Annotated in this window: 21 protein-coding genes, 1 tRNA gene and 1 pseudogene; 11 read left to right on the top strand and 12 right to left on the bottom strand. The window is 70.9% G+C overall.

The genetic code is table 11. The features are described 5' to 3' along the window. Positions 1-106 precede the first annotated feature (106 nt). The 5 genes from ACFWR9_RS10835 to phoU form a co-directional block, all read right to left on the bottom strand. Positions 107-976 carry a GyrI-like domain-containing protein gene (locus ACFWR9_RS10835; protein WP_383838773.1) on the bottom strand — a complete coding sequence of 290 codons (870 nt, stop codon included), beginning with the start codon at positions 974-976 and terminating at the stop codon, positions 107-109. 92 nt (positions 977-1,068) lie between these two features. Then, positions 1,069-2,427, bottom strand: coding sequence for a lanthionine synthetase LanC family protein (locus ACFWR9_RS10830; RefSeq protein ID WP_383838770.1), 1,359 nt, complete (start codon positions 2,425-2,427; stop codon positions 1,069-1,071). A gap of 50 nt (positions 2,428-2,477) precedes the next feature. Continuing rightward, on the bottom strand, positions 2,478-2,837 hold the full coding sequence (locus tag ACFWR9_RS10825; RefSeq protein WP_383838767.1) for an SCO4225 family membrane protein: 360 nt from the start codon (positions 2,835-2,837) through the stop codon (positions 2,478-2,480). A gap of 208 nt (positions 2,838-3,045) precedes the next feature. Continuing rightward, positions 3,046-3,201: a hypothetical protein gene (locus tag ACFWR9_RS10820; RefSeq protein ID WP_383838764.1), complete on the bottom strand. Its 156-nt coding sequence runs from the start codon at positions 3,199-3,201 to the stop codon at positions 3,046-3,048. 111 nt (positions 3,202-3,312) lie between these two features. Next, positions 3,313-4,002: a phosphate signaling complex protein PhoU gene (gene phoU / locus ACFWR9_RS10815; protein WP_383838761.1), complete on the bottom strand. Its 690-nt coding sequence runs from the start codon at positions 4,000-4,002 to the stop codon at positions 3,313-3,315. 236 nt (positions 4,003-4,238) lie between these two features. Between phoU and ACFWR9_RS10810 the strand changes: the two genes are divergently transcribed. Both ACFWR9_RS10810 and ACFWR9_RS10805 read left to right on the top strand, forming a co-directional pair. Next, entirely contained in the window at positions 4,239-5,510 is a 1,272-nt protein-coding gene (locus ACFWR9_RS10810; protein ID WP_383838758.1) for a sensor histidine kinase, read from the top strand. Then, positions 5,507-6,187, top strand: coding sequence for a response regulator transcription factor (locus tag ACFWR9_RS10805; protein ID WP_030243122.1), 681 nt, complete (start codon positions 5,507-5,509; stop codon positions 6,185-6,187). Before ACFWR9_RS10810 ends, ACFWR9_RS10805 begins: the two co-directional genes overlap by 4 nt. Positions 6,188-6,259: 72 nt before the next feature. Here ACFWR9_RS10805 and ACFWR9_RS10800 read toward each other — a convergent pair whose 3' ends face one another. Next, positions 6,260-6,982 carry a DUF461 domain-containing protein gene (locus ACFWR9_RS10800; RefSeq protein WP_383838755.1) on the bottom strand — a complete coding sequence of 241 codons (723 nt, stop codon included), beginning with the start codon at positions 6,980-6,982 and terminating at the stop codon, positions 6,260-6,262. A gap of 813 nt (positions 6,983-7,795) precedes the next feature. On the opposite strand from ACFWR9_RS10800, the gene ACFWR9_RS10795 reads away from it, so the two are divergent. From ACFWR9_RS10795 to ACFWR9_RS10770, 6 genes are all read left to right on the top strand, one after another. Then, positions 7,796-8,278, top strand: coding sequence for a CarD family transcriptional regulator (locus tag ACFWR9_RS10795; RefSeq protein ID WP_003953493.1), 483 nt, complete (start codon positions 7,796-7,798; stop codon positions 8,276-8,278). A gap of 302 nt (positions 8,279-8,580) precedes the next feature. Next, positions 8,581-9,369 carry a 2-C-methyl-D-erythritol 4-phosphate cytidylyltransferase gene (gene ispD, locus ACFWR9_RS10790; RefSeq protein ID WP_383838753.1) on the top strand — a complete coding sequence of 263 codons (789 nt, stop codon included), beginning with the start codon at positions 8,581-8,583 and terminating at the stop codon, positions 9,367-9,369. Next, the gene (gene ispF, locus ACFWR9_RS10785; RefSeq protein WP_383838750.1) at positions 9,359-9,874 is read left to right on the top strand and encodes a 2-C-methyl-D-erythritol 2,4-cyclodiphosphate synthase; all 516 of its coding nucleotides are present in this window, start codon (positions 9,359-9,361) and stop codon (positions 9,872-9,874) included. Before ispD ends, ispF begins: the two co-directional genes overlap by 11 nt. 274 nt (positions 9,875-10,148) lie before the next feature. Further along, on the top strand, positions 10,149-11,549 hold the full coding sequence (cysS, locus tag ACFWR9_RS10780) for a cysteine--tRNA ligase (RefSeq protein ID WP_383838746.1): 1,401 nt from the start codon (positions 10,149-10,151) through the stop codon (positions 11,547-11,549). A gap of 121 nt (positions 11,550-11,670) precedes the next feature. Continuing rightward, entirely contained in the window at positions 11,671-12,612 is a 942-nt protein-coding gene (gene rlmB, locus ACFWR9_RS10775) for a 23S rRNA (guanosine(2251)-2'-O)-methyltransferase RlmB (RefSeq protein WP_383838743.1), read from the top strand. A 169-nt stretch (positions 12,613-12,781) separates the two neighbouring features. Beyond that, positions 12,782-14,479, top strand: coding sequence for a DoxX family membrane protein (locus ACFWR9_RS10770; RefSeq protein WP_383838741.1), 1,698 nt, complete (start codon positions 12,782-12,784; stop codon positions 14,477-14,479). 62 nt (positions 14,480-14,541) lie between these two features. Here the strand turns inward: ACFWR9_RS10770 and ACFWR9_RS10765 are convergent, their stop codons facing one another. The 3 genes and pseudogenes from ACFWR9_RS10765 to ACFWR9_RS10755 all read right to left on the bottom strand — a co-directional run bounded on the left by ACFWR9_RS10765 (position 14,542) and on the right by ACFWR9_RS10755 (position 15,754). Continuing rightward, positions 14,542-14,754 (bottom strand): DUF397 domain-containing protein, encoded by a 213-nt coding sequence (locus tag ACFWR9_RS10765; RefSeq protein WP_383838738.1) that lies wholly within the window; start codon positions 14,752-14,754, stop codon positions 14,542-14,544. Further along, positions 14,751-14,987, bottom strand: a pseudogene (locus tag ACFWR9_RS10760) (Scr1 family TA system antitoxin-like transcriptional regulator); the annotation flags it as partial. The pseudogene ACFWR9_RS10760 and the gene ACFWR9_RS10765, both read right to left, overlap by 4 nt. An 11-nt stretch (positions 14,988-14,998) precedes the next feature. Continuing rightward, positions 14,999-15,754, bottom strand: coding sequence for a class I SAM-dependent methyltransferase (locus ACFWR9_RS10755; RefSeq protein WP_383838838.1), 756 nt, complete (start codon positions 15,752-15,754; stop codon positions 14,999-15,001). A gap of 227 nt (positions 15,755-15,981) precedes the next feature. On the opposite strand from ACFWR9_RS10755, the gene ACFWR9_RS10750 reads away from it, so the two are divergent. Next, positions 15,982-16,287 (top strand): RNase A-like domain-containing protein, encoded by a 306-nt coding sequence (locus ACFWR9_RS10750; RefSeq protein ID WP_383838735.1) that lies wholly within the window; start codon positions 15,982-15,984, stop codon positions 16,285-16,287. A 12-nt stretch (positions 16,288-16,299) separates the two neighbouring features. Continuing rightward, positions 16,300-16,989 (top strand): contact-dependent growth inhibition system immunity protein, encoded by a 690-nt coding sequence (locus ACFWR9_RS10745; RefSeq protein WP_383838733.1) that lies wholly within the window; start codon positions 16,300-16,302, stop codon positions 16,987-16,989. Positions 16,990-17,022: 33 nt separating this feature from the next. Here the strand turns inward: ACFWR9_RS10745 and ACFWR9_RS10740 are convergent, their stop codons facing one another. From ACFWR9_RS10740 to msiK, 3 genes are all read right to left on the bottom strand, one after another. Next, positions 17,023-17,760: a nucleotidyltransferase family protein gene (locus ACFWR9_RS10740; protein ID WP_329471394.1), complete on the bottom strand. Its 738-nt coding sequence runs from the start codon at positions 17,758-17,760 to the stop codon at positions 17,023-17,025. A gap of 42 nt (positions 17,761-17,802) precedes the next feature. Then, positions 17,803-18,261 carry a hypothetical protein gene (locus tag ACFWR9_RS10735; RefSeq protein WP_383838834.1) on the bottom strand — a complete coding sequence of 153 codons (459 nt, stop codon included), beginning with the start codon at positions 18,259-18,261 and terminating at the stop codon, positions 17,803-17,805. 253 nt (positions 18,262-18,514) lie between these two features. Next, entirely contained in the window at positions 18,515-19,651 is a 1,137-nt protein-coding gene (gene msiK, locus ACFWR9_RS10730; protein WP_383838729.1) for a diacetylchitobiose ABC transporter ATP-binding protein MsiK, read from the bottom strand. A gap of 222 nt (positions 19,652-19,873) precedes the next feature. Between msiK and ACFWR9_RS10725 the strand changes: the two genes are divergently transcribed. Further along, positions 19,874-19,947, top strand: a tRNA-Thr gene (locus tag ACFWR9_RS10725). Positions 19,948-20,068 lie beyond the last annotated feature (121 nt).

Genomic DNA, 20,068 nt, shown 5'->3' with positions numbered 1-20,068 from the left:
ACTCCCCGGGTTCGGTAACGCCTGTTTGTGTTTTCGTGGGTCTCGTTTTTCTTTTGTTCGCCCCGGGACCGCCAAAACAAACCCTGGGGGGCCGGGCGGACGGTGCTTACGCCGGTTCCACCGGGAGCCACAGTTCGCACGTCGCCGTTGTGAAGTCCTCCGTGCGGTCGAGGACGGCCACGATCGACGGGCCGGGGCGCAGGCGCCACGGGTTGGAGGGGAACCACTCGGAGGCCGTCGCGGCCCAGGCGGTCTGGAGGGTTTCCGGGTGGGGGCCCGAGGTGCGGAAGACCGCCCACATGCCTGCCGGGACCTCGATGGCGTCGAGGTCGTCGGGCGCCGGTGTGTCCCGAGTGACCGCGACGCCGTGCAGGTAGGTCAGGTCGGTGCCCTCCGCGCTGTCGGGGGCGAGGTCGTCGCAGACCTGGAGCAGGCCCGCCGGGTCGGTGTCGCCGAGGGCCTTCAGGCGGGCGTGCTCCTGCGAGGGCAGTGCGGCGATGTGCTCCTGGATGTGCGGGTTGACGCCCTCGTGGATGAGGGGGACGCGCGCCGCGTGTCCGATCAGGCGGAACGCGGGGCGGTCGGCGAAACGGGTGTCCATGGGAGTGCTCCCTTCGACGGTCAGGCGGAACCTGAGCTGCGGTTGTGAGTGAAGGGGGCCTCCGTCGCGGCGTACGTCACGCGGTCCGGCGCCGTGCACCGACCGGAACGCGCGTCCGAACGCCTCCGTCGAGCCGTATCCGTGGCGGACGGCGATGCTCAGCAGGTCGTCCTCGCCCCGTACGACGTCGGCGGCGGCGACCGTCATGCGGCGCCGCCGGACGTACTCCGACAGCGGCATGCCCGCCAGCGACGAGAACATCCGGCGCAGGTGGTACTCGGTCGTGCCGAGCGTTCCGGCCAGTGCGGGTACGTCGAGTTCCTCGGTGAGGTGTTCCTCGACGAGATCGACCAGCCTGTTCAGTGCCGAGATCACGGGACCTCCCTTCTGCGTCAACCGTGGCAGGGGGCGGTCCCGCTCCGCCCGATCGTTGAGGTCCGCTTCGATCGGGGGAGTGGACGTCTCGCCTACGCGGGTACCCCGGGCTGGTCGGGCCACGTGAACGCGTAGCGCGGATCGCCCCCGCGGGTCAGGCGTACGAAGCGGAGGAGTTCGCGGGTGATGCCCGCGTTGCCCATCGCCCAGCCGACGTACGGTTCGAGGGCGCTCGGGGTGGCGCGGTGTTCGACGTTCGACCAGCGGGCGCCCGCCTCGTCCCGGGTCGCGCGGGCCGCCATGTCCGTCGCGAGGAGATGGGCGAAGCCCTCCGGGGCGTACGGGTCGAGTCGCTCGGCCATGCGGTCGCAGGCCAGGGCGAGGACGCCCGCGGTGCCGCAGCAGCGGCCGTTGTTGTCCCAGAAGCCGGGGCGCAGCCGCTGGGGCACACCGGAGTGGGTGACCGTGTGCCAGCAGCGGTCGGCGAGGGCGGACCAGGCGGGGTCGGCGGTGACGTCCCGCAGGAGGCGGAAGGCCTGGGCGTCGCCGGTCGGGCCGTGGCACCAGCCGTAGCTGAAGGGCTCGATCACGTCGGGGCGGAACTGCGGGGTGGAGTGGCGGACCAGGAAGCCCTTCGAGCCGCCCGAGCCATCCGAGCCATCCGAGCCACCCGAGCCACCCGAGCCACCCGAGCCACCCGAGCCATCCGAGCCACCCGAGCCCACCGAGCCCGATTCGTCACGTGCCACGAAGCCCGTCGCACCGGCCAGCGCCAGCTCCGTCAGGTCCGCCCGGCCGGTGTCCGCGCCCACCCGGGCCAGCGCCAGGGAGATGCCGAGCGTGCCGTGCGAGACGTGGTGCAGCCGGGCCTCGGTCTCCGTGCGGTGCGGCCACTGGACGCCCCCGGGCGTGGGCTCCGCGGTGCGCAGGTACGGCTCCATGGCCAGGACGGCCAGATCGGCGTCGCCGGCCAGCAGTGCGCCGAGGCCGATGCCCGCGTTGCCGCCCATCAGCTCGAAGAGCACGCCCCAGCGGGTGCCGTCGAAGCGGGACCGGACCAGTTCCAGCGCGCGGTCGGCCGCCGCGCCGGACGCCGCGTCGCCGAGCTGTTCCTGCACGGCCCGCAGGACGAGCGCCAGTCCGGTGCGGCCGAAGTAGAGGGAGTCGTCCTCGATGTCGTCGACGGAGTGCGCGACGCCGCGGGCCGCGCGCAGGGCGGTGTCGGCGTAGGAGTCGTCGCCGAAGTGCCGCCACGCCTCCAGGAGTACGGGGATGTTGCCGGCCGTACCGCCGTAGAGCATCGGGTCGGGCTCGTCGTCCGAACGGCGTTCGGGCCAGGTGAGGCCACCCCCGGGGGCCTCCCGCGCCGAACCGATCAGCCACCGCAGCGCGTCCACCGCGAGTTCCTCGAGCTGGTCGACCGCCACGACCGTGGCTTCAGGTGCCGTCATGCGGCCACTCTTCCATCCGCGTCCGGACTGGCCCAGGGGGGCCTGCGGCGTCAGTTCGCCGTGGTGAGGTGCCCGCGGTTGCCGCGGCGGCCGCGCAGGCCCTGCCAGACCGCGCCCAGCGCCAGCGACTGGACCAGTGCCGAGAGCACGATGCCGCCGATGAAGAACCACGTCGGGGCTTCGCCGCCCCAGCCCCCCTCGCCGAACCAGGCCACGAAGCCGAAGGCCGGGAAGGTGAACAGGGCGGGCCAGACCCAGATCAGAGACGCGTCCGGGGTGTCCGCGAACAGGGGCTCCAACGCGGCCACGGCCATCGCGCCGCCGACCAGGGCGAGGTAGATCCCCGAGACGCGGTTGGCGACGGCGAGGCGGGCGAGGCGGGCGAGGGCGCGTATCGGGCTGCTCTTCATGGGATCTCGATCTCCCCGGGAGTCGTCTGGGTCTACGTCTTCTTCCTGTTTCCAGGGTCGGACGTGGGCGGCTCCAGGGCCTGAGTACCCGTACTCAAGTCGAACGACGCTACACCTATGGGGGGCGTACGGCGGCCGGGGTGTGGCCGGCCACCGTACGCCGCTACCTCGTATTGCTACTCGTATTGCTACTCGTACCGCTACCCCGTCACCCGCACTGGCAGGGATTGCCCGACTGGCAGCCGCAGCCGCAGCCCGAGCCGCAGCCGCAGGCGGCGACCAGGGGCAGGGCGCGGATCTCGGGGGGCTGCTCGGTGCGGCGTTCCTGGGCGGGGTCGGGCTGCGTGCTGGGGGAATCGGCCATGGATCCTCCTGGAAGCTGGTGCCTGCCTCCATTGCACGCCCCGGGCGGCCGTCGCATCAACGGCGCATTGGGTCATCGCCGCGCGCCCCGGCCCGTACGCTCCCGCGCGGGTCAGGCGCCCTCGACCTGCGTCGTCGGCTGGATGTCCGCCTGGAGGCCGCCCGGGTGCTCGCCGGTGACCAGGTAGACCACGCGCTTGGCGACCGCGACGGCGTGGTCGGCGTAGCGCTCGTAGTAGCGGCCCAGCAGCGTCACGTCGACCGCCGTCTCGATGCCGTGCTTCCAGCGGTCGTCCATCAGGTGCTGGAAGAGCGTGCGGTGGAGGAGGTCCATCGCGTCGTCGTCCTGCTCCAGCTGGAGGGCCAGGTCGACGTCCTTGGTGATGATCACCTCGGCGGCCTTCGCCATCAGGCGCTGCGCGAGCTGCCCCATCTCCAGGATGGTCGCGTGCAGGTCGTGCGGGACGGCGCGTTCCGGGTAGCGCAGCCGGGCCAGCTTGGCCACGTGCTGGGCCAGGTCGCCCGAGCGCTCCAGGTCGGCGGACATCCGCAGCGAGGTGACGACGATCCGCAGGTCCGTCGCCACCGGCTGCTGCCGGGCCAGCAGGGTTATCGCCCGGGCCTCCAGCTCGTGCTGGAGTTCGTCGACCCGCTGGTCGCCCTCGATGACGGCCTCGGCCAGCTTCAGGTCGGAGTCGAGGATCGCGGTCGTGGCGCGTCCGATGGCCGACCCGACCAGCCGGGCCATCTCCACCAGACCGTCACCGATCGAATCAAGTTCCTCGTGGTACGCGTCCCGCATCAGGGTTCCCTCTCGTACGTCCGTTTAGGGGGCTCAAAGAACTGGCTCGCACATGGCTCGCACCGGCTCGCGCCCCTCGCCGTGCCCCCACGCTTACACGTTCCGGCCTGTACGCGTCCGTTTCCGGCACCACAAATGAACCATCACTGGCTCCAAGGTGAACTCTGGGCGACGAGTGTTCGAGGTCGCACCCCGATGGCTGGGGCGGGGACGTACGGCATGCCTAACCTGGAGACATGGACGTGAACGCGGCGGTCGCCGCAGCGGCAGCGATCGCCGGAGTACTCACCGGCGTCATCGCCATGCTGGCGTTCCGCTGGAGCGAGCGCGACCAGAACCGCCCCACCCGCACCTCCCTGCACACGGACCCCGTGCTTCCGCCCGGCGTGGACACCGTCCTGTCGGTGCTCCGCTCCTCCGCCGTCGTCCTCGACGAGGCCGACGGCGTGGTCAAGGCCAGCTCCGCGGCGTACGCCCTCGGCCTGGTCCGGGGCGGCAAGCTCGCCGTGGAGCCCATGCTCCAGATGGCCCGGGACACCAGGAGGGACGGGGAGATACGGCAGGTCGAGCTGGACCTGCCGAGGCGCGGGACCGGACGGGGCGAGGCCCTGGCCGTCTCCGCGCGCGTCGCGCCGCTCGGATCCCGGCTGGTGCTGCTGCTGGTCGAGGACCTCACCGAGGCTCGCCGCATCGAGGCCGTACGGCGCGACTTCGTCGCCAATGTGAGTCACGAGCTGAAGACGCCGGTCGGGGCGCTCTCCCTGCTGTCCGAGGCCGTCATGGACGCCGCGGACGATCCGGAGGCCGTGGAGCGGTTCGCCGGACGGATGCAGATCGAGGCCACCCGGCTCACCAACCTGGTGCAGGAGCTCATCGACCTGTCCCGGGTGCAGAACGACGACCCCCTCGACGACGCCGAGCCCGTCCGGGTGGACGAGCTGGTCGCCGAGGCCATCGACCGCTGCCGGCAGGCGGCCGGCACCAAGCAGATCACCATGGCCGCCGGAGGAACGGCGGATCTGCACGTACGCGGCAACCGCGGCCAGCTCGCCGCCGCCCTCGGTAACCTCGTCGAGAACGCCGTCAACTACTCGCCCGCCCGCACCCGCGTCGGCATAGCGGCCCGCCGCGTCAACGCACCCGGCGGCGACCTGATCGAGATCGCCGTGACCGACCAGGGCATCGGCATCTCGGAGCGGGACAAGGAGCGCGTCTTCGAGCGCTTCTACCGCGTCGACCCGGCCCGCTCCCGGGCCACCGGAGGCACCGGGCTGGGTCTCGCGATCGTCAAGCACGTGGCCGCCTCGCACGGCGGGGAGGTCACGGTGTGGAGCGCCGAAGGCCAGGGCTCCACGTTCACCCTGCGCATGCCGGAGTCGGGCCCGTCCCGCGACCGCGCACCGCAGCGCCCGGACCACACCGGACTCAGCGACGAGACCGAACGGTCCCCCTCATCCCCCCAAACATCCCCGTACGAAACGCTTCCCGCCCCGGAGGTCCTTCCGTGACCCGTGTGCTCGTCGTCGAGGACGAGGAGTCCTTCTCCGACGCCCTGTCGTACATGCTCCGCAAGGAGGGCTTCGAGGTCGCCGTCGCGACCACCGGCCCCGACGGACTCGACGAGTTCGAGCGCAACGGCGCCGACCTCGTGCTCCTCGACCTGATGCTGCCCGGCCTGCCGGGCACCGAGGTCTGCCGCCAGCTGCGCGGCCGCTCGAACGTTCCCGTGATCATGGTGACCGCCAAGGACAGCGAGATCGACAAGGTTGTCGGGCTGGAGATAGGGGCCGACGACTACGTCACCAAGCCCTTCTCCTCCCGCGAGCTGGTCGCCCGCATCCGCGCCGTACTGCGCCGCCGCGGCGAGCCGGAGGAGGTCACTCCCGCCGCGCTGGAGGCCGGCCCCGTCCGCATGGACGTCGACCGGCACGTGGTGACCGTCGGCGGCACCAAGATCGACCTGCCGCTCAAGGAGTTCGACCTGCTGGAGATGCTGCTGCGCAACGCCGGCCGCGTACTCACCCGCATGCAGCTGATCGACCGGGTATGGGGTGCCGACTACGTCGGCGACACCAAGACCCTCGACGTCCACGTCAAGCGGCTGCGCGCCAAGATCGAGCCCGACCCGGGCGCGCCGCGGTACCTCGTGACGGTGCGCGGGCTCGGCTACAAGTTCGAGCCGTAAGCCGGACGCCGTCCAGCGGACACGGTGAAGGGCGGGACCTCCCGGAGGTCCCGCCCTTCGTTCGTACGGTGCTCAGCGGCCGGCGTCGGTGCCGGTGCCCGTGCCCGTGCCCTGCGAGGTGCCGGAGGTCGCCGTTCCGGTCTCGTTCGCCTCGCCGGAGGGCTCGCCCGTCCCGGGGGCGGAGGCGTCCTCGCCCGGGGTGCCCGAGGTCTCGCCGTCGGACGGCTCCCCGGAGGTCTCCTCGGAGGGCTGTGCGGACGCGCCGGGCGCCGCGGGGACGTCGCTGGGGCCCCAGCCGGAGAAGTAGCTCTCGGCGGGAACGACGAACGCGCGCAGGCTCACCTCACCGGCCTTGCTGAAGGTGAAGGTGATCTTCTGCGCGTTGCCGTCCTGGATCGCCTCGCGGCTGCTGGGCAGGACGGCGGCGGCGTTGTCCTTGCCGCCGAGGATCAGGGACCCGCCGGCGGGGACGGTCAGGTCGCCCTTCTGACCCTTGGCGGGCTTCAGCTCGGCGGTCTTGTCGGTGCCGGCCACGGTGATGGACTCGAGCGTCTGGTCCGACCTGCCGTTGTTGAACAGCGTGGCGGAGACCACCGCCGGGCCCGTCGACTCCAGGTCCGGCTGCGTGATGACGACCGCGTTCTGGATCTGGATGTCACCGACCGTCGTCGCGGCGTTGTCCGGCTTGATCTCCAGCGACTGGGCGTTGTGACCGGCGCCGCACGCGGCGAGCGAGGCGATCGAGAACGCGATGGCGGCGGCGGCGAGGGCACCGCGTCGAAGGCTGCTGCTCACGGCGGCGGCAACTCCTTGGACTCGAGCGGGGTGGCGGCCAACGGATAAAGCCGCCCTAAGTGACTTGTCAGCGGCCTCAGGCTACCGAGCCGTTCCCGGGCCGCCGCACCCGACCCTCCCCGAAGGCCCTGGGCTTCGCCCGGCGGGCGGTAGGTCAAGACCCTCCAGAGCCCCTTCCCGGGGCCTTGCCCACCGATTGCGTGTGTCATCCGCTGCACGCACCGTCCTGGCGGCGGAGTGGGACCGGTGCCGCTGGGTGTGGAGCGAATGTGTCGCCGCCCGGCCCTGGGCGGAAGACCTCCTGGAGTGCTGCTCCAGGAGGCGGCCCGGGCCAGGAATCCCCCTGAGCCAGGAATCCCCTTCCCGTCTGGAAGGGGAGGATTCAAATAAGAAGCCTCCGCCGGCCATCCCGCCATCCGGGTGGTCGACCCGTGCGCGAAATTTCCGTGAAGGAATGCGCGGGCGGCCGGAAATTGATCATCGACGGGTCGAGCGGGGTGGCTCGTGATCAATTTCGGATTCGGCCGGACCGTCGGCGCGGCCACCGAACGGAGTAGCGGAAGTCGCACGCCTGGAACCGGACATATCGGGATCTTCGGGTTGGTTGGCGGGGCTCCGGATGTGTGTGACGTGCGTGTTTCACTCGACCTGAAGAGCCGCTCCGACCTGCGAATACTTTCTTCCGCTCGCCTCGCGCAGCACGTTCCTGTTGCTGTTGTCAAGCCCCGAGATATGCCCTGACCTGCGAAAACGTCATTCAGAAGACGCCGTTTCCGTGTTACCCTGGATAGCCACGGAAGGGGTACCTGTCACATGACGTTCAAGGTTGGCGACACCGTGGTCTATCCCCATCACGGGGCCGCGCTGATCGAGGCTATCGAAACTCGCCAGATCAAAGGCGTGGACAAGACCTACTTGGTGCTGAAGGTCGCTCAGGGCGACCTGACGGTACGTGTGCCAGCGGACAATGCGGAGTTCGTCGGCGTGCGTGATGTGGTTGGTCAGGACGGGCTGGACCGGGTCTTCGAGGTGCTGCGCGCGCCGTACGCCGAGGAGCCCACGAACTGGTCGCGTCGCTACAAGGCAAACCTGGAGAAGCTCGCCTCCGGCGACGTCATCAAGGTCGCGGAAGTCGTACGCGATCTGTGGCGCCGTGAGCGCGAGCGCGGACTCTCCGCAGGTGAGAAGCGCATGCTCGCCAAGGCCCGCCAGATTCTGGTGAGCGAGCTGGCTCTCGCGGAGAACACCAACGAGGACAAGGCGGAGGCCCTGCTCGACGAGGTGCTCGCCTCCTGAGGCGAGGCGCGGACCGCTGCCCGCTCGGTCCAGCGCACTGAAATGCCGTGGTGCCCGATGACATCTTTGCTGTCGCCGGGCGCTGCGGCATGTCCGTACCCGGATGCGAATTCGTGCATCCGCACGTCCGGATGCCGATGATCCTCGTACGCTCCTCCCGGGAGGTTTCCCCCCGGGTCCTGGTGTGCCGGGCCCGGACTGCTGGCTCGACCAGGGTCACGGAAGGGTCCGGTCAAGGCGTCGCGCCCGGCACGGTGAGGCCATACCCAACTAGGTCGAGCACACAAACCTGACAGGAACCGATGTCTGACGATTCGCGTCCCTCGCCCGCCCACCTGTCGGCGGACACAGCCGCCGAGGACCGTGCCAACGCCAGGACCGCGGCGGTTGTTCCGGCCGCCGGCCGGGGCGTACGGCTCGGGCCGGGCGCCCCGAAAGCCCTCCGTGCGCTGGGCGGCACGCCCATGCTCATCCACGCGGTCCGGGCGATGGCCGCCTCCCGCGGGGTCTCCCTCGTCGTGGTCGTCGCCCCGCCCGACGGTGCGGCCGAGGTCAGGAGTCTGCTGGACGCGCACGCGCTGCCCGAGCGAACGGACTTCCTCGTCGTCCCAGGCGGCGAGACACGCCAGGAGTCCGTACGGCTCGGTCTGGACGCGCTGCCGCCCGAGTACGGCATCGTCCTCGTGCACGACGCGGCCCGGCCGCTGGTCCCCGTGGACACGGTGGACGCCGTGATCGAGGCGGTACGGGAGGGCGCGCCCGCCGTGGTGCCGGCCGTGCCGCTCGCCGACACCGTCAAACAGGTCGAGCCCGCCGGCGTGCCCGGGGAACCGGAGCCCGTGGTGGCGACCCCGGAGCGGGCGCTGCTGCGGGCGGTGCAGACGCCGCAGGGCTTCGACCGGGGGACGCTGGTGCGGGCCCACGAGACGGTGACCGACGACGTCACGGACGACGCGAGCATGGTCGAGCGGATGGGGGCGGCCGTGGTGGTCGTGCCGGGGCACGAGGAGGCGTTCAAGGTGACGCGGCCGCTGGATCTGGTGCTCGCGGAGGCGGTACTGGCGCGCAGGAGGCTCAACGATGGGTTCTGAGACTTCTGCGGCGGCCGGGTTGCCGCCGGTGTTGCCGCAGGTCGGGATCGGTACGGACATTCACGCCTTCGAGGAAGGGCGTGAGCTGTGGTGCGCCGGGTTGAAGTGGGAGGGCGAGGGGGCCGGGCTGGCCGGGCACTCCGACGCCGACGTCGTCGCGCACGCGGCGTGCAACGCGTTGTTCTCCGCGGCCGGGCTCGGGGATCTGGGGCAGCACTTCGGTACCGGGCGGCCGGAGTGGGCCGGGGCGTCCGGGGTGACGCTGCTGGCGGAGGCGGCGCGGATCGTGCGGGCAGCGGGGTTCCGGATCGGGAATGTCGCGGTGCAGGTGGTGGGGGCGCGGCCGAAGATCGGTAAGCGGCGGGACGAGGCGCAGAAGGTGTTGTCCGAGGTGGTGGGGGCGCCGGTGTCGGTGTCGGGGGCGACGACGGACGGGCTGGGCTTTCCCGGGCGGGGGGAGGGGCTGATGGCGGTGGCGACGGCGTTGGTCGTGCGGGTGCCCTGACCGGGCGGGCGGGCGGTGTGAGGGGTTGCCCGCGGAGCCGTACCGTGCGGGGCTCCGCCCCGCGCCCCGCCAGGGGCTCCGCCCCTGGACCCCGGCCTATGCCCACCCACCACCCGACTCGGTCGGACAAGGGGTGGGGCTCGAAACGACCCCCCGGCTCGGTCGGGCGAGAGGTCGGGCTCGGAACGGCCGCGTGGCTCGGTCGGGCGACAGGTGGGGTGACAACGTGGGCTGTGTGCCCGTGGCACTGCTCGGGGCCTACTACCCTGGACTCGTGACTATTCGGCTGTACGACACCAGCGCCCGGCAGATCCGTGACTTCGCCCCCCTCACGCCGGGCTGCGTCTCGATCTACCTGTGTGGTGCCACCGTGCAGGCGGCCCCGCACATCGGGCACGTCCGGTCGGGGCTGAACTTCGACATCATGCGCCGCTGGTTCGCGTACCGCGGCTACGACGTCACGTTCATCCGCAACGTCACCGACATCGACGACAAGATCATCAAGAAGGCGGCCGAGCAGAACCGCCCCTGGTGGTCCATCGGGTACGAGAACGAGCGGGCGTTCAACGACGCCTACTCCGCCCTCGGCTGCCTGCCGCCGACGTACGAGCCCCGTGCCACCGGGCACATCACCGAGATGGTCGAGATGATGCGCGGGCTCATCGAGCGCGGGCACGCCTACGAGGCCGAGGGCAACGTCTACTTCGACGTACGGTCCCTGCCCGGGTACCTGTCGCTGTCCAACCAGGACCTCGACGACCTGCGCCAGCCCACCGGGGAGGGCGAGACCGGGAAGCGGGACCCGCGGGACTTCGCCATGTGGAAGGCGGTCAAGCCCGGGGAGCCGAGCTGGGAGACGCCGTGGGGGCGGGGGCGGCCCGGCTGGCACCTGGAGTGCTCGGCCATGGCGCACAAGTACCTGGGCAGCGCGTTCGACATCCACGGGGGCGGGATCGACCTGATCTTCCCGCACCACGAGAACGAGATCGCCCAGGCCGAGGGCTTCGGCGACGCCTTCGCCCGGTACTGGGTGCACAACGCCTGGGTCACCATGAGCGGCGAGAAGATGTCGAAGTCGCTCGGCAACAGCGTGCTCGTCAGCGAGATGGTCAAGCAGTGGCGGCCGGTCGTGCTGCGGTACTACCTCGGCACCCCGCACTACCGCTCCACGATCGAGTACAGCGACGAGTCGCTGCGTGAGGCAGAGGCCGCGTTCTCCCGCATCGAGGGCTTCGTGCAGCGCGTCACCGAACTGGCCGGCCAGAGTGTCGAGCCGGCCGCCGAGGTGCCGCCCGCCTTCGCCGAGGCGATGGACGACGACCTGGGCGTCCCGCAGGCGCTCGCCATCGTGCACACCACCGTCCGGCAGGGCAACAGCGCGCTGGCCGCCGACGACAAGGACGCCGCCGTGGCGCGGCTCGCCGAGGTGCGGGCCATGCTCGGCGTCCTCGGCCTCGACCCGCTGGCCCCGCACTGGGCGGGGGAGCAGGAGCAGGGCGAGGACCTGCGGCACGTCGTCGACAGCCTCGTACGCCTGGTGCTCGACCAGCGGGAGGCCGCGCGGGCGCGGAAGGACTGGTCCACCGCGGACGCCGTCCGCGACCAGCTCGGACAGTCCGGGCTGGTCATCGAGGACGGTCCGCAGGGGCCCCGTTGGAGCCTCGGGTCGCGCTGACCCGGCCGGTCGGCGACGTCCGGTCCCGTAGATCGATTGTGCCGCCCGGCCCTCCGGGCGGCACACTGCATACAACACAAGCTTCACGCACACTCCCGTAGAGAGCGGAGACAGGTAACTCATGGCCGCGAACAACCGCCGCATGTCCGGCAAGAAGGGCGCGCAGGTCGGCAGCGGCGGCAAGCGGCGCCGGGGCCTGGAGGGCAAGGGGCCGACGCCTCCCGCCGAGATGCGCAAGGGGCACGCCAAGCAGCGCGCCGCCAACGCGAAGACGCGCCGCGCCACGGGGCGCCCGCAGCAGCGGCGCGGGGGCGGGCGGTCGACGTCCGAACTCGTCGTCGGCCGCAACCCCGTCTACGAGGCCCTGCGCGAGGGCGTGCCCGCCTCGACGCTCTACGTCCAGCAGTTCATCGACAACGACGAGCGGGTGCGCGAGGCGCTCCAGCTCGCCGCCGAGCGCGGTGGCATCAACCTCATGGAGGCGCCGCGTCCCGAGCTGGACCGGATGACCAACGGGCTCAACCACCAGGGCCTCGTCCTCCAGGTCCCGCCGTACGAGTACGCGCACCCCGAGGACCTGGTCGCCGCCGCCCACGACGAGGGCGCGGACCCGCTGATCGTCGCCCTCGACGGGGTGACCGACCCGCGCAACCTCGGTGCCGTCGTCCGCTCCGTCTCCGCCTTCGGCGGCCACGGCGTCGTCGTGCCCGAGCGGCGCGCGGCCGGGATGACGGCCGGCGCGTGGAAGACGTCCGCCGGCACGGCCGCCCGTACGCCGGTCGCCCGCGCCACCAACCTCACGCGCGCGCTGGAGTCGTACCAGAAGGCCGGCCTCACGGTCGTCGGCCTCGCCGCCGACGGCGAGGCCGAACTCGGCGACCTGGCGGCCCTGGACGGGCCCGTGGTCATCGTGGTCGGCAGCGAGGGCAAGGGCCTGTCCCGCCTGGTCGGCGAGACCTGCGACTTCCGGGTACGGATCCCGATGCCGGGCGGCGCGGAGTCGCTCAACGCGGGTGTGGCGGCGGGGATCGTGCTGTACGAGGCTGCGCGCCGACGGCGCTGACGTCGGGTCGCCGGTGCGGCGGCGCGGGGTGATCGTTTCCCCGGGTGGGGGATGGGTGTTCGGCTCGGTCCCCCATACGGGGTGTTCTGGGTGGTCCGGGCTGGTTTGACGCGGTCCGGACAGATCAGGGCGGTCAAGGCAGTGTCCTAACGACACATCACTCGGTTAGATGAGTGTGGACACCAGAACACCCCGCACACCCACGGGGGACCGCTCGTCGGGATACGACGACGCTCCCGCGCTGAGCATGGTGAAGGTGCCGAGCGATCCGGCCCAGGTCATCGTCAACCACGCGAGTTTCCGCGTGCAGTTCGGTGCCTCCGCGCGGCGGACCCAGTCCCCGCGGATCGCGCAGCACTTGAGCGCCACCCAGGCCACCCCCCGCATGCCCGCCGTCCCGGGCCGTCGCCGGGCCGTCGTGTGGAGCGGACGGTCCGACCCGGACGACACCGGCGCGCACCGGCTGCTCCAGGCGGTGCGGGCGGGAGCCGGTCACCACGTCGTGGACCCGGCAGCCGACGCCGGAGCCACCCAGGTCATCCCCCGGGTCGACTTCGACGGGGACCCCCTGGGGTACGACGGGTACGACGACGGCCCCGCCACCGAGACCCTCGAAACCCCCCTCGTCGGCGCCCAGCGCGGCCCCGTCCCCGAGGGCGCCCGACTGCTGCCCGCCATGCGCACCGTCGGCAGCGCCTACGACGAACCCGCCTACGCCGCCCAGGACTTCGGCCACGAAAGCCACGACGGCTACGGCGACGACGGCTACGGCGACGACACGGACCTGGACGAGCCGCGCGGCAGGCGCCGTTCCGACGACCCGGTGCGGCACGCGTACTTCCCCGGCCGCCGCATGAACCTCGGCGTCGTGCTGCTGCCGCTGCGCGTCTTCCTCGGCTTCATCTCGGTCTACGCCGGCATGGGCAAGCTCTGCGACCCCGTCTACTTCGACGGCGGCGAGCGCGGCTCCATGGTGAAGTGGCTCAACACCCTGCACCCCTGGGACGTCGCCGAGCCGCTGCGCCAGTTCGCCCTCGCCCACCCGGTCGGCGCCGGGCTGGTCATCGCCTTCCTCCAGGTGCTGGTGGGCGTCCTGACCGTGCTGGGCTGCTGGCAGCGCGTGGCCGCTGTCATCGGCGCGGGCCTGTCCGCCGCGCTCCTGGTCACCGTCAGCTGGAAGAGCGTCCCCGTCTACGACGCGCCCGACATCATCTACCTCGCCGCGTGGTCGCCGCTGATCATCGCCGGCGCGCCCGTCTACTCCGTGGACGGCAGACTCGCCGGCGGCGCCTGGCGTCGGCTCGGCCCCCGCGCCGACATCTGGGACCTGCGCCGTTACGTCCTGCGCCGCGGTGCCCTCATCACGTTCCTGGTCGCCGGAGCGACCCTCCTGGTCGGCTCGCTGCTCGGCGGTGCCGTCCGGGACGCCGACCGCGTGGTCGTCCCCGGCCCCGGCGAGGCCCCGCGCAACGAACTGCCCGGCGCCCCGCTCCCGCAGGAGCCCGGCACGCGCGAGCCGAAGAGCCCGGGGGCCTCCGCCTCGCCCACCCAGGGTGCGACCAGCGGGGCGACCACCCCCGCCTCGGGAGCCGCGACCACGCCGGGAGCGACCCGGGAGAGCGGCACCGCCGGCGGCGGTACGCCCAGCCAGACCCAGGGCGCCGGTGGACAGGCCCCGCCGCGGCAGTCGTCCCCGGCCGGCCAGGGCCAGGCGCCGACCACCTCGGCCGGACCGACCGCGGGCGGCACCTCGACCGGCTCCGGCTCCACCGGCGGCTCGACCGGTGGCTCCGGAAGCGAGGAGGGCGGCGGCTCCTCCTCCACCGGCCAGCCGGGCGGCCGCCTCGTGGGCGGCCTCCTGGGGTAGCCCGACGCGCCCGCGCCCCGCTCCTGGTGACAACCAGGCGCGGGGCGCGTGCCGTTGGCGCGTCAGCGCTCCGACGCGGCGTACGTCACGAAGCCCGTCCATGTGCCCGGCGCGAGGGCAAGCCGGGGGCCTGCCGTGTGTTTGGAGTCGCGGACGTGGATGGTGCGGGGCGTTATCGCGATCTCCACGCAGGAGTCGCCCTCGGGACCATCGCTGTAACTGCTCTTGAACCAGGCCAGTTCGGAGGCATCACCGGCAGCGGTCTCGCGGATCATTCTTCTCCCAGCAGTTGCTCGATGAAGGCCAGAGACTCCCTCGGACAGAGAGCCTGGGCCCGAATGGTGCTGTACCGCAGCTCCAGGATGCGTAGCTGCTTCAGGTCAGAGGTCGGGAGTCCGTTGAACGCTCCATCGGAGCGTCCTACCGCCGTACCGTCTCCGAACTTCAGCACCTCGATCTTGCCGCTCAGCCCGGGATGTTCTCCCGCTGCTGTCGGCATCACCTGAAGGGGTCCGGTGTTTATACCTTGCTCGCGACCACCATGTAGTTCTCGGCCTCAAGATCGAACGTGCTCAGTTCCGTCTGGAGTCCGACCCGGTGCAGCTCGACTTCGAGTTCCTCGTACCGGTAGGGCCAGCAGGACAGCAGTTCCGAGCGGACAAGAACCAACCCGGTCGCATCAACTTGCGCGATCGCAATCTCGATGTGGTGCTCCTCCTCCCAATGCGGCGCAATCTCCCAGCGGTAGACCACGACGGCATCGCGACCGTTCCGGCGGACGAGTCGGTCACTGATCTCCAGCCGGGAACCTCTGGCCCTCACGAGTTCCCAAGTGCGGGATGTGAGTACCAAGCGCCCGCCGGGGCGCAGAAGCCGTGACATCGTCTCCAGAGCGGCACCCCTGCCTGTCGCACCCGTGGCATGGTGAAGCGAGTTGCCAACGCAGAACACCAGGTCGAACGTGTTGTCCTGGAAATGGTCGGGCAACTCTTCCCAGTTCGCCCGTACGGCCCGGACGGATGCCCCGAACTCCTCGGACAACTCTGCAGTCCGACGAACCATCGCCTCGCTGGCGTCAGTTGCGACAACCTGCATGCCACGACCGGCGAGGCCAACCGCCAACTGTCCGGTTCCACACGAACAGTCGAGGACGTGAGCGTTCGACGGCAGGAGATTGAGGACGTCGTCGAACGACGCAGCGAACTCGGCTGGAGGCAACTTTGCATCCGAGATGAGCCATTCGTACACCTCGGCAAGCACGTCATAACCTGTCACAACCACTACCTCCGTCACGCGGCAGACTCACGGTAGGACGTCAGTCCATCAGCGGAGCAAGCCGGGCACCAATGGTTTTCGCGAGGATGGCTCTGACGGTGTTTGTGGGTTGTCAGTTGTCCGTCTGAGTGGATGTCACCGGCTGGTTAGCTGGGAAGTTGTTCGTGAGAAGTAGTGTCAGTCGCGGGGTTGCGGTGGCAAGGTGAATCTGCTCAGTGTGGACAGACATGACCGTACGGAGCCGCTCGGCCACCTACCCCGACCGAGAAACCGCCCACTGGGCCACCCAGCAGGTGGTAACCGGTAATGAACAGAAGATCCACCGCTGGCTCGCCCAGGGCACCCGCGCTCGCCTCACCATCGAGGCCGCCTGGCCCTCTCGTGAGACGCCCGTCGGCCGCGTACTGCTGCAGGCGATGATGCTCGCCGGGCGCGAGCCCGTCGATGTGCGCGCGGCGCGTGTCGTCCTCAGGCGTGAGCCGAACAGCCCGCACGGCTTCGTCGTGCTCACCACCGTCCCGATCTACCTGTAGAGGTCCAACGCCGTGTCCATGAAGCCGCTCGAGTTCGACCGTCGCTACGGCGAGTTGGACCAGGTGATCAGCGCGTACACCGGCATGCCGGCCGACGACGAGCCGGACAGACCGAGCGAAGCCCTTCTGGCGTATCTACGCCACACCTGGCACACCCGCCCCTGGGCCTTGGCCACGGCCGAACAGCAGATCCGGGAGTACGCCCGTAATCCGCCGGGCCGACTGCGCCTGAGTCTCGGCGAGTTCTATCCCATGCCGGACGTCGGTCTGTCCGAATCGGCGATCCAGGACTGGCTGCTCGTGATCGCGGATCACCTGAAGCGGTCGGTCGAGGAGGGCGAGGCCCCGCCCCCGGCCGGGCCTCGCACCCACTGGGAGTGGCATGCCCGCTACCCCGAGCTGGGCCAGTTCCTCGGCGGCTGGTTCTCACAGGACATGCCGGACGAGTTCCCGGACCACGACGCGGCCGTACGCGACTACGCCGCCGGCACGGACCCGCAGCTGGTCGCCCGCCTCACGGGCGAGCTCCACGAACTGCTCGCCCTCGCTCTCGAAGAGTCCGACTACGCCCTCGCGATGGCTGAGCTGGGCATGGAGGTCGACCCGCCCCGACCGTACTCCCCGAGCGGCTGGCTGGCCCACCTCGCGGACGGTCTTGGCGGATTCGAGGCGGACTACGGACCCGGGTCGGCCAGTCCTTGAGAGGGGCGCGGCTGGACCACGCCGGGGGGCTGCTCAGCGGCCGGACAGGGCCGCCAGTTCCCGGGCCGCCTCCGTCAGGTCCTTCGCGGTGTCGATCGCGCGCCAGTAGGAGCCCTGGGGGATCGGGAAACCGGACAGCCGGCGCTCGCGGGCCAGCCTCGGGAACGTGGTCCGCTCGTGGTCACCGCGCTCCGGGAGCATCGCGGCGAAGGCGGACGAGAAGACGTACACCCCGGCGTTGATCTCGAAGGTCGACGGCGGGGCCTCGATGAAGTCCGTGATGTGACCGAAGCCGTCCGTCTGCACGGCGCCCCACGGCAGCCGCGGGCGGGCCAGGGCGAGGGTCGCGACGGCGTCCCGCTCGGCGTGGAAGTCGGCCATGTCGCGCAGCGAGAAACGGGTCCAGATGTCGCCGTTGGTGGCGTACCAGGGCCGGTCCGGGTGCGGCAGGTGCGCGGCGGCGTACTTGAGGCCGCCGCCGCGGCCGAGGGGCTCGGTCTCGACGACCGTGGTGACGGAGAGCGGCAGATCGGCGGTGTCCAGCCACTTCTGGAGGACCTCGGCCAGATGGCCGCAGGAGACCACGACGTCCGTCACGCCCTCGTCGGCGAGCCAGGCGAGCTGATGGCCGATGATCGGAGTCCCGGTGCCGGGGATCTCGACCATCGGCTTGGGCCGGTCGTCGGTGTACGGGCGCAGCCGGGAACCCTGTCCGCCTGCCAGGACGACGGCTTGAACGGGGCGGCGGGACGCGGCGTTCGGATCGGTCATGCCCGAACTGTACGCGGCGCCCCACCGGCCCCCGAAGCGTCCTCAGCCGTGCGCGGCCAGCACGCCCGAGGCGAAGGCGGTGTCGCAGACGGGGCGGGAGTACGACTGGGCGCGCGTCGGCCCGTACACCTTGACCGCGGCACGGCCGAGGGCGCGGGCGATGGACGCGCAGTGGCCGGCCAGCGACGGGCGTTCGTTCACCGCCTGCTGGAGGTGGGTGAGGGCGACGCCCGGATCCTCCTCCTGGAGCTCGGTCAGCAGCCGGTCGCGCAGCACCTCGTGCGGCGCGCGGGCGGCGGCCCGGGAGGTGGAGGCCGTGGCCGAGGATGCCTCCGACGCGGCGAGCACCGAGTCCGAGGGATCCCCGGACCAGTTGACCCTGGTGACCGCGAGGGTCCCGGAGAGCACCAGGACGACGGGCAGGACGAAGGCGAGAGAGCGGCCGATCCGGCGGGCGGGGCCCCGGCCGCGTCGCGTCTGTCGGGTGGTGGAGTGCTTCACGGAGTGCTTCACGCGAGTGAGGGTAGCGCCCGGTAATGATTTGGCGACATTTAGTCACCCTTTCGGGGGATGAAGAGTGGCCCCGAAGTGGGTAAGGGGTTGACGCGTGAGGATCGAAACGTCCGCTCTGCCGGGGTATTTGTCGACAGCGAAAAGAGCCCCGCAGCAGGCCGCGGGGCTCTTTTCGTCAACGGGGGTGAAATCACCCGGCCGCGTGGTTTCCCGGCGGGTGGTTTCACCCGCGCGAGGACGCTCAGTCGGAGAGGCGCTCGCCCGTGGACGACGAGAACACGTGGGCCTCGCCCGGCCGCGGCACGACGTGGACGGTCGCGCCCTTCTCCGGCACCGAACGGCTGCTGACGCGGACCACGAGGTCCCTCGTCTCGCCGCCGACGTCGACCGTGCCGTAGATGTAGCCGTCGGCGCCGGTCTCCTCCACGACGTTCACCGAGACGGCGAGGCCCGCCGGGGCGTCCTCGGAGTCCTTCGACAGGGTCTTGGCCGCGCCGCCGTTCAGCTCGACGACGTCGAAGTGCTCGGGGCGGACGCCGACGGTGACCGTGCGGTCGCCCTTGTCGGAGGCGGTCTTCAGGGCGTCGCGGTTGATCGGGACGACGCTGTTGCCGAACTTCACGCCGCCGTCGGTGATCGGGACCTCGACCAGGTTCATGGCCGGGGAGCCGATGAAGCCGGCGACGAAGAGGTTCGCGGGCCTGTCGTACATGTTCCGCGGGGTGTCGACCTGCTGGAGCAGACCGTCCTTGAGGACCGCCACACGGTCGCCCATCGTCATGGCCTCGACCTGGTCGTGGGTGACGTAGACGGTGGTGATGCCGAGACGGCGCTGGAGCCCGGCGATCTGCGTACGGGTGGAGACGCGGAGCTTGGCGTCCAGGTTGGACAGCGGCTCGTCCATGAGGAACACCTGCGGCTCACGCACGATCGCGCGGCCCATCGCGACACGCTGGCGCTGACCGCCGGAGAGCGCCTTCGGCTTGCGGTCCAGGTACTCGCTGAGGTCGAGGATCTTCGCGGCCTCCTCGACCTTCTGCCGGATCTCCGCCTTGTTGACGCCGGCGATCTTGAGGGCGAAGCCCATGTTGTCGGCGACCGACATGTGCGGGTAGAGCGCGTAGTTCTGGAACACCATGGCGATGTCCCGGTCCTTCGGCGGCAGGTGCGTCACGTCGCGGTCGCCGATGCGGATGGCGCCGCCGTTGACGTCCTCCAGCCCCGCGAGCATGCGGAGCGAGGTGGACTTGCCACAACCGGAGGGGCCGACCAGGACGAGGAACTCGCCGTCCTCGATGTCGATGTCGAGACCGTCGACGGCGGGCTTGGTGGAACCCGGGTAGATGCGGGTCGCCTTGTCGAACGTAACTGTGGCCATGGTGAATGGGCCCCCTTCTACCGGCAGGAACGTGCCGGACGATCCGTTGTAGGAAGGTGGTGGTGTAGTCCACACGGGTGTAGCTGGCTCAGGACGGTACCCGGCGTTCACCTGGTCTGTCAGTACCTGTGGGCCAGTGAACTTCGCCGAAATTTTCGAATCCCAACGTTCACCGGGCTCTGTGTACAGTGGACCGACCCGCGCGCGTGCCACCGCGCGAGTGCCTCCTTAGCTCAGCTGGTCAGAGCGCCGCTCTTGTAAAGCGAAGGTCGTCGGTTCGAATCCGACAGGAGGCTCGGAGAAACAGCAGGCCGATGGCCCCGTCACCACGCGGTGACGGGGGCCACGGCCGGCGGGGGGGGCGGCGGGGGGGCCGGGGCGGTGGGGGCGGGTACCGGCGAAGAACTCGATGAACGC

It is taken from the genome of Streptomyces sp. NPDC058534, assembly GCF_042717365.1.
Classification (GTDB): domain Bacteria; phylum Actinomycetota; class Actinomycetes; order Streptomycetales; family Streptomycetaceae; genus Streptomyces.
The sequence above is the reverse complement of the archived record's forward strand: the minus strand, read 5'-3'. Positions and strand labels throughout refer to the sequence as shown.

What these genes read in the sequence shown, in the direction of transcription:
- ACFWR9_RS10825 (WP_383838767.1), bottom strand. Translation starts at nt 2,837, where the DNA reads ATGAAGAGCAGCCCGATACGCGCCCTCGCCCGCCTCGCCCGCCTCGCC.
- ispD (WP_383838753.1), top strand. Translation starts at nt 8,581, where the DNA reads ATGTCTGACGATTCGCGTCCCTCGCCCGCCCACCTGTCGGCGGACACA.
- ACFWR9_RS10810 (WP_383838758.1), top strand. Translation starts at nt 4,239, where the DNA reads ATGGACGTGAACGCGGCGGTCGCCGCAGCGGCAGCGATCGCCGGAGTA.
- ACFWR9_RS10740 (WP_329471394.1), bottom strand. Translation starts at nt 17,760, where the DNA reads ATGACCGATCCGAACGCCGCGTCCCGCCGCCCCGTTCAAGCCGTCGTC.
- ACFWR9_RS10795 (WP_003953493.1), top strand. Translation starts at nt 7,796, where the DNA reads ATGACGTTCAAGGTTGGCGACACCGTGGTCTATCCCCATCACGGGGCC.
- ACFWR9_RS10830 (WP_383838770.1), bottom strand. Translation starts at nt 2,427, where the DNA reads ATGACGGCACCTGAAGCCACGGTCGTGGCGGTCGACCAGCTCGAGGAA.
- ispF (WP_383838750.1), top strand. Translation starts at nt 9,359, where the DNA reads ATGGGTTCTGAGACTTCTGCGGCGGCCGGGTTGCCGCCGGTGTTGCCG.
- ACFWR9_RS10770 (WP_383838741.1), top strand. Translation starts at nt 12,782, where the DNA reads ATGAGTGTGGACACCAGAACACCCCGCACACCCACGGGGGACCGCTCG.
- ACFWR9_RS10820 (WP_383838764.1), bottom strand. Translation starts at nt 3,201, where the DNA reads ATGGCCGATTCCCCCAGCACGCAGCCCGACCCCGCCCAGGAACGCCGC.
- ACFWR9_RS10750 (WP_383838735.1), top strand. Translation starts at nt 15,982, where the DNA reads ATGACCGTACGGAGCCGCTCGGCCACCTACCCCGACCGAGAAACCGCC.
- ACFWR9_RS10765 (WP_383838738.1), bottom strand. Translation starts at nt 14,754, where the DNA reads ATGATCCGCGAGACCGCTGCCGGTGATGCCTCCGAACTGGCCTGGTTC.
- rlmB (WP_383838743.1), top strand. Translation starts at nt 11,671, where the DNA reads ATGGCCGCGAACAACCGCCGCATGTCCGGCAAGAAGGGCGCGCAGGTC.
- msiK (WP_383838729.1), bottom strand. Translation starts at nt 19,651, where the DNA reads ATGGCCACAGTTACGTTCGACAAGGCGACCCGCATCTACCCGGGTTCC.
- phoU (WP_383838761.1), bottom strand. Translation starts at nt 4,002, where the DNA reads ATGCGGGACGCGTACCACGAGGAACTTGATTCGATCGGTGACGGTCTG.